The following is an 11,890-nucleotide window of genomic DNA, read 5'->3' as shown; positions in this document are numbered from 1 at the left end:
ATGGTTGGTGCCGCGGAGGTTCTCTCCTTGCTCGTAGGCCGGGCCGCCACGCTCGCCGTGGCCGAGTCACTGACCGGCGGCCTCATCGGGGCGGCGTTCACCTCGGTCTCGGGGTCCTCCAAGTCGTTCAGGGGCGGGGTCATCTCCTACGCCACCGATCTGAAGCACCGGCTCCTGGAGGTGCCGGAGGAGCTGCTGCGCCGGGAAGGGGCTGTGCACCCGGAGGTGGCGGCGGCGATGGCGACGGGGGTCGCCCGGCTGTGCGAGGCGACATATGGTCTGGCGGTGACCGGTGTGGCGGGACCGGAGCCACAGGACGGAAAGCCCGTCGGCACCGTACATGTGGCCGTCAGCGGACCGGGAAACCAGATTTGGCAGAGACGGTTGAGGCTTGAGGGGTCTCGCGAACGTATCAGGGTAGAGACGGTGGACAAGGCTATCGATCTACTGGCAAGTGTGCTGAAGGGGAACAATGGGGAACATGCCGGGTGATTACCGTGTTACGTCCCCAGCGAACATCCGAGGCACGGTCTCACACGGTGTCGGTTGATACGGGTACGGTGGAGCTGTGAGTGAGGTCCGTGAGCCATCTGCAAGCACCGAGCGCCCGGCAGGCGGGCCTAACGAGTCACGTAACGAACCTTCACGTAATGAGCTGTCACGCACTGAGCCATTGCGCAATGAAGGAAGCGCGGCGGGGCAGGGACGGAGACGTCCGATGATGACGGCGAGGAGCATGTACGAGCCGAAGAAGAAGAACGGACGGCACGATCCGACCGCGCGGGGCGTGGTGAAGCCATCCACGCCGGGGAGGGAGCGACAGATGATTCTGCTGCGTCAGCTGCTCGGCGACGTGCTGAGGCGATTGAGGGTGCGGCAGGGACGCACTCTTCGTGAGGTGTCCACGCTGGCGCGTGTCTCGCTTGGCTACCTGTCCGAGGTTGAGCGCGGTCAGAAGGAGGCGTCATCGGAGCTGCTGGCGTCGATCTGTGGCGCCCTCGGGGTGCCGCTGTCGCAGGTGTTGCGTGAGGTGTCCGACCAGTTCGCACTGGCGGAGCTCCAGGCCACTCCTGTTCTCGCCGACGCGCCGGAGCACGAGCGCATCCCCCTTCCCGAGACGGTGCCCGGGTCGATCTCCGACTCCGTGTTTCCCGAAGTCAAGGACATGGTGGCCGCCTAACGCGGTTGGCAGTCACCACACCACAGGATGAGGCGTTCCTGTGGTTGTGCGCCCATCTCCCCGCGACTGATGCGAGCACCGCATCGGCGGCAGGGTCGGCCTGCCCTGCCGTAAACCCACGTCTGGCCGGCCGGTCTGCGGTCGCCCGTGGTCACTGTGGCGGCGTGTGTCCTGTTCGCCGCCAAGAGCCGCTGGGCGAGTCTCACGAGCGCGTCCAGGTCCTCGATGTCGCCGACCTTCCGCCATGGCCAGACGCCGCGCAGGAAGAGTGTCTCGGCGCGATAGATGGTGCCGATTCCCGCGAGATTGCGCTGATCGAGCAGCGCCTCCCCGATGGTCCGTTCCGGCGCCTCGCGCAGGCGGCGCACGGCCTCGGCCGGATCCCAGTCGTCGCCGAGCAGATCGGGCCCCAGATGCCCGACGACACGGTGCTCGTCGGAAGTCTTCAGCAGGTCCACCACTCCCAGTCGCACGCCCACGGCCTGCCACTGCTCGTTGGCCAGCACCAGCCGGATCTGGTCGCCGGGGGCGGTGCGACGGCCGGCGGGCAGCACTCGCCAGCTGCCGTCCATGCGCAGGTGCGTGTGCACGGTCAGGCCGCCCTCGATGCGGGTCAGCAGGTGCTTGCCGCGTGAAAGGCTCTCCAGGACCGTCCGGCCGCTGAGGTCGGCCGTGGCGTGCCGGGGGACGCGGAAGTCCGAACGGGTCAGGACCCGGCCGTCGAGCGCGCCGCGGAGCCGCGCGGCCGTGCGATAGACGGCATCTCCTTCGGGCATGCTCCCAGTCTAGAAACCCGGGCCGACGGGCCAGAGCCTTGTGGGGTCAGTCCCAAGCGGCGAGCCGGCCGCGTCGGGTGGAGTCACTCCCAGGCGGCGAGCCGGCCGCGTCGTGTGGAGTCACTCCCAAGCGGCGAGCCGGCCGCGTCGTGTGGGGTCAGTCCCAGGCGGCGGGGTCGGCGGCGAGCTGGCGGACGCGGTCGGGGAGTGCGCCGCTGGCCACCTGGTCCAGCGTGACCTCCTCCAGGATGGCGCGTTCGGTGGCCCGTAGCGCGATCCACACCTGCTGCAGCGACTCGGCCGGACCGCGGTAGCCCACGTGCTCGGGACGCTCACCTCGTACGTTGGCCAGTGGCCCGTCCACCGCCCTGATGACGTCGGCGAGGGAGATCTCCGCGGCCGCCCGGGCCAGGACGTAGCCGCCTTCCGGACCCCGCTGGCCACGCACCAGTCCGGCACGGCGCATCTGCAGCAGGATGTTTTCCAGGTATTTGGGGGGCATGTCCTGCTCTTTGGCGAGCTCGCCCACGGTGGTCGGGCCGGCGCCGGCCGCGGCGAGTTCGGCGGCAGCACGGAGGGCGTAGTCGACACGAGCGGAAAGGCGCATGTTGTCGATTATCCCTCCTGGTCAACACTGGTTATGCGCAACGTCGCCAGAATGGGCGGCCGATCCGGGTGCGGCGGGCGCGGTGCCTGGGCGGACACCGCGATCAGTGCGCTGCCGAGGCGGCGTATGGCGGAGGGGATGATCGTGAGAGATCCTCGTGTTCACCTGCGGTGATAAGCAAGGTCCAGGGCGCTAAACTTCCAACAACCTTTTCGATTTGACGGCGGGATTCAGCGTGGAGCGACGCCCTGGTGTGCCCAGACTGCTCAGGGAGATCAACGACCGGGCCGCGCTGGAGTTGTTGCTGGCCACGGGTCCGATGACGCGGGGGCAGATCGGCGATCGGACGGGATTGTCCAAGGTCACCGCCTCGCAGACGCTGTCCAGGCTGGAGGAGCGCGGGCTGGTCGAGGTCGTCGGCGCGCAGGCCGGCGGGCGCGGCCCCAACGCGGCGCTCTACTCCGTCATCCCCTCCAGCGCCTACGTGGCCGGGCTCGAGGTGGGGCCCGAGCTGATCTCCGCGGCCGTCGCCGACATCCACGGCCGGACGATCGCCGAGGTCACCGTCGATCCGGCCGACCTCGACGACCCGGTATCGGTGGTGCACGGCGCGATCATGAAGGCCTGCCGCAGCGCCAAGATCAGCATCGGCCGGCTGCGCGGCGTGGTCATCGGCACCCCTGGCGTGGTCGATCCGCGCAGCGGCGACGTGCGCTTCTCCTTCGACCTGCCCGGCTGGCACGAGGGCATCCACGAGGCGCTCGCCGGTGACCTCAAACGCGAGGTGACGATCGAGAACGACGTCAACCTGGCCGCGATCGCCGAGCGCGTCGACGGCGCCGCCCAGGGGGTCGACGACTTCGTGCTGCTCTGGTCCGCCCGTGGCCTCGGTCTCGCGGTGATGCTCGGCGGCAAGCTGCACCGGGGCCGTTCGGGCAGCGCGGGCGAGATCGGCTACCTGCCGGTGCCCGGCGTACCCCTGCCCGAGGACATCCGCACCGAGCCGGGCCGGTTGCCCTCGCTCGCGGGTGGCCTGCAGTCGCTCGTCAGTGCCGAGGCCGTGGGCGAGCTCGCGGGAAGTTACGGGTTCACGGCCGAGAGCGCCGGGCAGTGCGTGAAGGTCGCCGTGGCGGCCGGGGCCGAGGGCGAGCCCTTTCTCGACGAGATCGCGCACCGGCTCGCGCTGGGCGTGGCCTCGGTCTGCGTGATCCTCGACCCGGGCCTGGTCGTGCTGGCGGGCGAGGTGGGACAGGCCGGTGGCACCGCGCTCACCGCCCGGGTGGAGGAGGCCGTGGCCCGCATCTGCCCCGTACGCCCCGAAGTCGTCACCACCACGGTCACGGACAAGAACCCGGTGCTGCGCGGGGCCGTCCTCGCGGCCCTGGACCAGGCCCGCGAGGCACTCCTCAAGCCGTGACCGGTCCGACGCTCGGGCCACGACCGGCCCGCCGCGCGCCATGACCAGCCCGGCTCAGATGGTGAGTAGCTCCACGGCCGCCTGGGCGTTCGCCCGGGCCGCGCCGTACGTCGCGATGTAGGCCGCGCTGTCCGGCCGCCAGATCGGCAGCCCCATCTCGATCACCGTCGCGTCGGGCCGGGCCGCCACCAGGGCGGAGACCAGCTCGCGGCTGGCCTCGTTGCGGTGCGCGTCCTTGATCACCAGGACCAGCGACCGGTGCGTGGCCTTCGCCAGCAGCACCGGCACGTCCGCGTCGGCCGGCTTCACCCGGATGATCTCGGCCTGAGGCAGCCATGGCCCCACGCCCCAGGGCACGTCGCCGACCGCGATCGTCGGCGGCGTGTCCACCTCGATCACCAGTGGCTCGACCAGCGGCTCCGTCACGCCCGTGAGCCGCACCGCGCGCCTGGCGGCCTGCAGGCCGACCCCGTTCTGCTCGACCGTGGGCGCGGCGGGCGAGCCGAACCACTCGCGCAGCGCCGCCAGCCTGGCCGCGGCCTCCTCCAGCCGGGCAGCGGGCAGCCGCCCCTCCCGTACGGCCGTGACGATCTCGTCGGTGATGTGCCGCACGTCGTCGTAGGAGGGCAGCGGGCCCAGGCAGAGCAGATCGGAGCCCGCGGCCAGCGACAGCACGGCGCCACCGGCCAGGCCGACGCTCCTGGTGATCGCGTGCATGTCCATCGCGTCGCTGATGACCACGCCGTCGTAGCCGAGCTCGCCCCTGAGCAGTTCGGTCAGCGCGGCGGCCGACAGCGTGGCCGGGGTCGGGCCGGTCAGCGCGGGCACCGCCACGTGCGCTGTCATGATCGACTTGGTCCCCGCGCCGATCGCCGCCCGGAACGGCACCAGTTCGCGGGCGCGCAGCACGTCGAGCGTGACGTCCACGACGGGTACGGACACGTGCGAGTCGACCCGGGTGGCGCCGTGGCCGGGGAAGTGCTTGACGCAGGCGGCCACGTTCACCGACTGCAGGCCCTGGACGGCGGCCACCGTGTGCCTGGCCACCAGTTCGGGGTCGTCGCCGAACGATCTGGTGCCGATCACCGGGTTGTCGGCCTCGGTGTTGACGTCGGCGTCGGGCGCCATGTCCAGGTTGATGCCGCAGGCGGCCAGCTCCGAGCCGATCGCCTGGTAGACCCGGTGCGTGAGCTCGGCGTCGTCCACCGCCCCCAGCGCCGCGTTGCCCGGGTACGGGCTGCCGACGTGGTAGGCCAGGCGGGTGACGTCGCCGCCCTCCTCATCCAGCGAGATGACGGGCTCGCCGGCCGCGCGCAGGGACGCGGTCAGCGCCCGCAGCCGGTCCGGGTCGGCGACGTTGAAGCCGAAGAGGGTGACACCACCCAGGCCGTTCTCGAGCTCGCGCAGCACCCAGTCGGGCGCCGTGGTGCCCTGGAAGGCGACGAGCAGCGTGCCGGCCGCGAGGCGGCGCAGCCCCCGATCACTCTGACTCATAGCTCCTCATCAGTGGACGTTCAGGCATCGGACGTTCAGGCATCGGACGTTCAGGCATCGGACGTTCAGGCAATGGATTTCAGGCAGGGTCAGGGCACGGCGAGGCCGCACGAAGATCCGTGGATCGGTCAGCCCTTGACGGCCCCGGCCACCAGACCGGAGACCATGCGGCGCTGAACCAGCAGGAAGAAGACGACGACCGGGATGGTCATCATCGTGGAGCTGGCCATGATGGCGCCCCAGTCGGTGCCCTTCTGCCCGAAGAAGTACTGCATGGCGACCGGCATCGTGTAGCCCTCCGAGCCGCTCATCAGGACCAGCGCGAAGATCAGCTCGTTCCACGCGGTGATGAACGAGAAGATGCTGGTGGCCACCAGTCCCGGCGCGACCAGGGGGAAGAGCACCTTCCAGAACGTGGTCATCCGCCCCGCGCCGTCGATCCAGGCCGCCTCCTCCAGCGACTTGGGCACGGCGGCGACGAACGTCCGCAGCATCCAGATGCCGAACGGCAGCGTGAGCCCCACGTTGACGACGATCAGGCCGGCCAGCTGGTCGTACAGGCCGAGCCGCTTGACGCTCAGGAACAGCGGGATGAGCAGCGCCTCGGAGGGGATCATCTGCACGATGAGCAGCAGGATCAGGAACGTGTTGCGCCCCTTGAACCGGAAGCGGGCCACCGCGGTCGCCGCCAGCAGGGAGAAGACCGCCCCGATGAGCACGGTGCCCACCGCCACGATCGCGCTGTTGCGCATGTAGAGCCAGATGGAGTGCCCGGCCACGCCCTCGCTCAGCACCCGGTCGACGTGTTCGAAGGTGAAATGGGTGGGGAACGGGATGAAGTCGGTGGTGAAGATCTGATCGTTGGCCTTGAACGAGGTCGAGGCCATCCAGTACACCGGGAAGATCGCGATCAGGAACACCAGGAGCCCGGCCGCGTTCAGCGCGATCTTGCCGAGCCGTTTGCGCGCGAGCGGGCTCACATCTCCTCCTGCTTGACGAGCTGCCTGACGTACACGGCGGTGACGATCAGCAGGATCACGGTCAGCACCAGGGCGATCGCCGCGCCGGACCCCATCTTGGGCGGCGGCCGGAACGCCTCGGCATAGGAGTAGATCGACAGGTTGAACGCCTCACGGTTCGACGGACCGCCCATGAGCACGTAGAGCTGCGCGAAGACCTTGAAGTCCCAGATGATCGACAGTACGGTCAGCACCGCGAAGACCGGCTTGAGCAGCGGGAAGGTGATCTTCCTGAACGTCCGCCAGGCCGACGACCCGTCCACCCGCGCGGCTTCGTACAGCTCGGCCGGAATGCCCTTGAGCCCCGCCAGCACCGACACGGCCACGAACGGGAAGCTCGCCCAGACGACGCAGATGATCAGCACCATGTAGATGGACCACGCGTCGTTGAGCCAGGGCTGGCCGGTCCAGCCGGTCCGGCCGAAGAGCAGGCTCGACAGCCAGTCGGGCAGCAGGTTGAGGGCCCAGTTGATGACCCCCGCCTCCGCGTCGAACAGCCACTTCCAGATGATGCCCTGCGCCACCGGAGGCACGGCCCACGCGAACATGATGCCGACCACCACGAACGTGGACATCTTCCGGCCGAGCTTGTTGAGCAGGGCGCCCACCGCCGTGCCGACGATCAGCGTCAGCGACACCGCGACGACGGCGAAGACGAGCGTGTTGCGCAGTGAGGACCAGAAGATCTCGTTGTCGAAGATGCGGGTGAAGTTGTCCCAGCCGACCCAGGTGGCGGGCTTCTTGCCGCTGATCTGGACCAGGCCTACCTTCTGGAAGGCGATGACCCCGACCTGGAACAGCGGGTAGAGCAGGAGCGCCCCGATCACCAGCAGGCCCGGGATCAGCAGCACGTACGGCACCGACCAGGTGGGCAGGCCGCTGGCCCGGGCCGGACGGTGGGAGTTGGGCCGCCGCGGGGTGGAGGACCGGCCGCCACCCCTGGCGAGCGTCGAGGTGTTCGTCATAGGGCTAGGAGGCGGCGTTGAGGATGTCTTCGAGCTCCTTGTTGGCCTTGGCCAGCGCGTCGTCGGCCGACGACTTGCCCTCGATCACCGTGCGGGCCGCGTTCTGCAGCACCGCCTTGGTCTCGTTGGCCTCGGTCCAGTGCGGGTTGGCCGGGAAGGCCTTGGCCTTGGCGAAGGCGGCGGCGAACGGCGCCTGGGCCGGGTCGCTGGACAGCGCGGCCAGGGCGTCCGGGTAGACGGGGAGCAGACCGCCGTCCTTGGCGTACTTGACGCCCCACTCCTTGCCGGAGGCCAGCTTCACGAACTCCTTGGCCGCGTCCTTCTCCTTGGCGCCGCCCCACACGGCGATGTCGTTGCCGCCGAGGAAGGACTGCGCCTCGCCGCCGTCCTTGGACGGGAGCGGGAAGAAGGCCAGCTTGTCGCCCTTGAGCTTGCCCTTGCTGTCCTCGTCGATGCCCGGCAGGTCCCACGACGCGGTGAGGTACATGCCCACCTTGTTGTTGGCGAAGCGGGTGCGGATGTCCGTGGTGTTCTGGGTGAGCCGCGACTTGCTCGACAGGCCGTCGGTGACCAGACCGGTGTACTGGGCGAAGCCGGACTTGAAGGCGGGGTCGGTGAGCTTGCCGACCCACTTGTCGCCCTCCTTGACGGCGTAGTCGCCGCCGGCGGTCCAGGCGAGGGCGCCCAGCAGGTGGTTGGCGTCGGAGCCGCCGTTGAAGGCGAACCCGTCGACGTCCTTGCCCTTCTTGGACTGGATCTTCTTGGCCGCGGCGGTCAGGTCGTCCCAGGTCTTCGGGACGTCGATCTTGAGCTCCTTGAACCAGTCGGCCCGGTACAGGACCGCCCGGCTGCCGCCGCCCCATGGCACGGCGTAGGTCTCGCCGTCGATCGTCTCCAGGCCCATCAGGTTCTTCGGGATCTGCGCCTGGTCGCCCGAGGCGACGATGTCGGTGACGGGTTCGAGGGCCTCCTGGCTCTGCCACAGCGGCACCTGGTCGTTGCCGATCTCGGTGACGTCGGGACCGGTGCCGCCGGCCGCCGCGGCGGTGAACTTGTCGTTCACCTGCGGCCACGGAATCCACTCGACCTTCACCTTCGCGCCGGTCTGCTGCTCGAAGGCGGCGACCAGCTCGTCGGTGTACTTCTGCGCGGCAGGGTTGCTGTCGCCCAGGCGCCAGAAGGTCAGCTCCTTGCCCGCGTACTTGGGGCCGGACGCGGCGGCGGAGGCCGCCGCGCTCGGCGAAGCCGCGGGCGTCCCGCCGGAACCACAGGCGGCCAGGCCCAGGGCCAGAGCGGCCGTGGTGACCGTAGTGGCGGTGATCTGCGCGATCCTCACAGGGTTCTCCCTTCCCGGGTGCTCGCTTGCGGTCCGCACCAGGCTGATCTGCATGTCCGAACGACTGCTGCTAAACTAACAAGAAACTTTCTTAAAAAAAACGCCCGTTAGCCATTCGTGACGAGAGGGAGCGCGTCGATGAGCCGAAGCCCGGGGATCCCTCGGCTGCTCCGCCGGTTGAACGACCGCACGGCACTCGAACTCCTGCTGGAGGACGGGCCGCTGACCCGTGCGGAGCTCGGTGAGCGGACCGGCTTGTCCAAGGTGACCGCAGGTCAGCTGCTCGCCCGGCTGGAGGAGCGGGGGCTCGTCCGGGTGGCGGGGGAGCGGGCGGGAGGCAGGGGTCCGCACGCGGCGCTGTACGCGGTGAACCCGTCCAGCGCGTACGTCGCCGGGCTCGAAGTGCTGCCCGACAGCCTCACCGTGGGTGTGGCGGACATCACAGGACAGATCGTGGTCGAGGTCACCGTCAACCCGGCGGACGGGGATCCGGTCAAGGCCGTGCACTCCGCCGTCCAGCGGGCCTGCGCCTCGGCCCGCGTCAGCCTGTCACAGCTGCGCGCCTTCGTGATCGGCACCAGGGGCGTGGTCGATCCGGGCAGCGGCGACGTGCGCTTCTCCTACGACCTGCCGGCCTGGCACGTCGGTGTGCTGGCCAGCCTGCGCCAGACGCTGGGCGTTCCGGTGATCATCGAGAACGACGTGAACCTGGTCGCGCTGGCCGAGCACCACTACGGCGCCGCCGCCGGATACGACGACTTCGTGGTCATCTGGGCGGGTGTCGGTCAGGGGCTGGGCGTCATGCTCGGCGGGCGGCTGCACCGGGGCATCACCGGGGGAGCGGGCGAGATCGGCTGGCTGCCCGTGCCGGGCGAGCCGCTGCCCGCCGACGTGTCGCAGCCGACCTCGGGCTCCTTCCAGCGACTGGTCGGGCACGACGCGCTGAGCGGTCTCGCCGCCGCGCACGGTGTGCTCGGCGCCACGGTCCCCGACCAGGTACACAACGGGGGCGACGGGTACCTGGACGAGGTGGCGGCCCGCCTGGCGGTGGGGGCCGCGGCCGTGACGGTCGTCCTCGACCCCGGCCTGATCGTGCTCAGCGGCGACGTCGGCCGGGCGGGCGGCGAACGCCTGGCCGCCAAGGTCGAGGAGGCCGTCGCCCGGGTCTGCCCGACCCGGCCCAAGGTCGTCACGACCGGAGTGGCGGGCAATCCGGTGCTGCGAGGGGCCCTGGTCGCGGCCTTGGCGCAGGCCCGAGATCAGGTTTTCTCCGACACTGTGTGAGAATTTCTGCCTATGTGGCAGCCCACGAGCGACATCGTGTTGATCTCTGATCCCCGCGTCGCCGCGATCCCGGTGCGCGACAACGGCGAGGAGCTGGCGGACGTACGCGGCCGACTGCGCGTGGACGAGCGGATGGCCGACCGCGCGGGTGCCTACGCGCACCTGCGGTCAGGGCTGCTGGCGCGGCTGGAGCGGGCCGAGCGGCGGCTGCCCGAGGGCTTCCATCTGCTGGTCGTCGAGGGCTACCGGCCGATCGACACGCAGCGTCGCATCTTCGAGGAGTACCGCGACGGGCTGCGCGCTGCTTTCCCCGAGATGTCGCCTGACGAGTCATATATCGCGGCAAGTAGGTATGTGTCGCCAGTCGAGGTGGCCCCGCACACCGCCGGAGCCGCTGTCGACCTGACGCTCAGCGCGCCCGACGGCACGGAGTACGACATGGGCACCCAGGTCAACGACAACCCGGAGGAGAGCGACGGCGCCTGCTACATGGACGCCCCGAACATCTCGGCCGATGCCCGCGCCCATCGCAAGATCCTCGCCGCCGCCCTGGAGCCTGTCGGCCTGGTCAACTACCCGACGGAGTGGTGGCACTGGTCCTTCGGCGACCGGTATTGGGCGCTCGCCGAGGGAAGACCGTACGCACACTATGGCCCGCACCGCTTTGCCTAGCGGAAAAGGGGCATAAAGGGGATGTGACTCCTCTTATCGGGATCGAGGAGGAGTACCTCATCGTCGATCCCTGGTCGCGCCACGTGGCTCCCCGGGCGGCAGAGGTGTTGGCCGCCGCGACGGACGTCCTAGACGTCGTTCACGAGATCACCCGTTTCCAGGTCGAGGCTCGCACCGCTCCTTCGGCCGACCTCGGTGAGTTAGGCACGCGGCTGAGGGCCGCGCGCAGAGAGGTGGCCGAGGCGGCCCGCTCGTGCGGGCTGGCCGTGGTCGCCAGCGGCATTCCCGTCCTCGGTGACGTCGTGCCGAGTCCGCTCAGCGACGACGTCCGTTACGAGCAGGGCCGGATCCTCTACCGCGCGCTGCAGGACGAGCTCAGCATCTGCGCCCTGCACGTGCACGTGGACGTCCCCGACGAGGAACAGGCCGTCTACGTCGGCAACCACCTGCGTCCTTGGCTGCCCACACTGATCGCGCTGGCCGCGAACTCGCCCTTCTTCGTGGGGCGCGACACCGGCTACGCGTCCTGGCGGGTGATCAGCTGGGGCCGCTGGCCGGTCTCCGGCGCACCGCCGTACTTCCCGTCGTACGCCGACTATGAGCTGGCGCTGCGCGCGCTGTCGCAGTCGGGCGCGCTGATGGACCCCAAGACGGTGTACTGGGACGCGCGCCCGTCACCCTCGTTGCCGACCGTCGAGGTGCGCGTCGCCGACGTGCCGCTCGACGTCAGCGACAGCCTCACCATCATCGGGCTGATCCGCGGCCTGGTCGTGACCGCGCTGGCCGCCGTGGAGCGCGGTGACCGCGGCCTGCCGATCCCGTCGGAGGTCGTACGGGCCGCCTACTGGCGCGCCGCCCGCGACGGCCTGGGCGGCGACAGTCTCGACGTGCGTGAGGGCGCGCTGGTGCCGGCGCGGGTGATGGCGGGCCGTCTTCTGGAGCACGTACGGGACGCCGCGACCGAGGCCGGTGACCTGCCGTTGGTCGAAGAAGGGCTGGACCGGCTGCTCGGCCGGGGTTCCGGAGCGGAGCGGCAGCGCAGGGCGCACGCCCGCACCGGGCACCTGGCGGCGGTCGTGGACGACCTGATCGAGGCCACGGTCGCCTGACCGGTCAACAGCGGGTTCAGCGAGGGGCGAG

Annotated in this window: 12 protein-coding genes; 6 read left to right on the top strand and 6 right to left on the bottom strand. The window is 69.9% G+C overall.

The genetic code is table 11. The features are described 5' to 3' along the window. The gene (locus AB0H88_RS47525; RefSeq protein ID WP_357656165.1) at positions 1-492 is read left to right on the top strand and encodes a nicotinamide-nucleotide amidohydrolase family protein; all 492 of its coding nucleotides are present in this window, start codon (positions 1-3) and stop codon (positions 490-492) included. Positions 493-823: 331 nt separating this feature from the next. Then, positions 824-1,180, top strand: coding sequence for a helix-turn-helix transcriptional regulator (locus tag AB0H88_RS47520; RefSeq protein ID WP_357656163.1), 357 nt, complete (start codon positions 824-826; stop codon positions 1,178-1,180). Here the strand turns inward: AB0H88_RS47520 and AB0H88_RS47515 are convergent. Continuing rightward, positions 1,177-1,956 carry a DNA-formamidopyrimidine glycosylase family protein gene (locus tag AB0H88_RS47515; protein WP_357656161.1) on the bottom strand — a complete coding sequence of 260 codons (780 nt, stop codon included), beginning with the start codon at positions 1,954-1,956 and terminating at the stop codon, positions 1,177-1,179. The two genes, AB0H88_RS47520 and AB0H88_RS47515, sit on opposite strands and share 4 nt — an antisense overlap. Positions 1,957-2,113: 157 nt before the next feature. Then, positions 2,114-2,563, bottom strand: coding sequence for an Rrf2 family transcriptional regulator (locus AB0H88_RS47510; protein ID WP_214638527.1), 450 nt, complete (start codon positions 2,561-2,563; stop codon positions 2,114-2,116). A 235-nt stretch (positions 2,564-2,798) separates the two neighbouring features. Here AB0H88_RS47510 and AB0H88_RS47505 point away from each other — a divergent pair, with 235 nt between their 5' ends. Continuing rightward, positions 2,799-3,980, top strand: coding sequence for an ROK family transcriptional regulator (locus AB0H88_RS47505; RefSeq protein ID WP_357656159.1), 1,182 nt, complete (start codon positions 2,799-2,801; stop codon positions 3,978-3,980). Between the two features lie 54 nt (positions 3,981-4,034). Here AB0H88_RS47505 and AB0H88_RS47500 read toward each other — a convergent pair whose 3' ends face one another. From AB0H88_RS47500 to AB0H88_RS47485, 4 genes are all read right to left on the bottom strand, one after another. After that, positions 4,035-5,474: a glycoside hydrolase family 3 protein gene (locus AB0H88_RS47500; RefSeq protein ID WP_357656158.1), complete on the bottom strand. Its 1,440-nt coding sequence runs from the start codon at positions 5,472-5,474 to the stop codon at positions 4,035-4,037. Positions 5,475-5,602: 128 nt separating this feature from the next. After that, entirely contained in the window at positions 5,603-6,454 is an 852-nt protein-coding gene (locus AB0H88_RS47495; protein ID WP_357656156.1) for a carbohydrate ABC transporter permease, read from the bottom strand. After that, complete coding sequence (locus AB0H88_RS47490) at positions 6,451-7,458, bottom strand: sugar ABC transporter permease (protein ID WP_357656154.1); 1,008 nt, start codon at positions 7,456-7,458, stop codon at positions 6,451-6,453. The genes AB0H88_RS47495 and AB0H88_RS47490 overlap by 4 nt, the downstream gene beginning before the upstream one ends. A gap of 4 nt (positions 7,459-7,462) precedes the next feature. After that, a complete protein-coding gene (locus AB0H88_RS47485) occupies positions 7,463-8,794 on the bottom strand; it encodes an extracellular solute-binding protein (RefSeq protein ID WP_357656152.1) in 1,332 nt (443 codons plus the stop codon). A 138-nt stretch (positions 8,795-8,932) separates the two neighbouring features. On the opposite strand from AB0H88_RS47485, the gene AB0H88_RS47480 reads away from it, so the two are divergent. The 3 genes from AB0H88_RS47480 to AB0H88_RS47470 are packed head-to-tail and all read left to right on the top strand — an operon-like array spanning position 8,933 to position 11,859. Beyond that, entirely contained in the window at positions 8,933-10,078 is a 1,146-nt protein-coding gene (locus AB0H88_RS47480) for an ROK family transcriptional regulator (protein WP_357656150.1), read from the top strand. A 12-nt stretch (positions 10,079-10,090) separates the two neighbouring features. Next, the gene (locus AB0H88_RS47475) at positions 10,091-10,750 is read left to right on the top strand and encodes a M15 family metallopeptidase (RefSeq protein WP_357656148.1); all 660 of its coding nucleotides are present in this window, start codon (positions 10,091-10,093) and stop codon (positions 10,748-10,750) included. 23 nt (positions 10,751-10,773) lie between these two features. After that, complete coding sequence (locus AB0H88_RS47470; protein WP_357656147.1) at positions 10,774-11,859, top strand: glutamate--cysteine ligase; 1,086 nt, start codon at positions 10,774-10,776, stop codon at positions 11,857-11,859. Positions 11,860-11,890: the final 31 nt, after the last annotated feature.

The organism is Nonomuraea sp. NPDC050680, assembly GCF_040654555.1.
GTDB lineage: Bacteria > Actinomycetota > Actinomycetes > Streptosporangiales > Streptosporangiaceae > Nonomuraea.
Note: the sequence above shows the minus strand (reverse complement) of the source record. Positions and strands in the feature narration are given on the sequence as shown.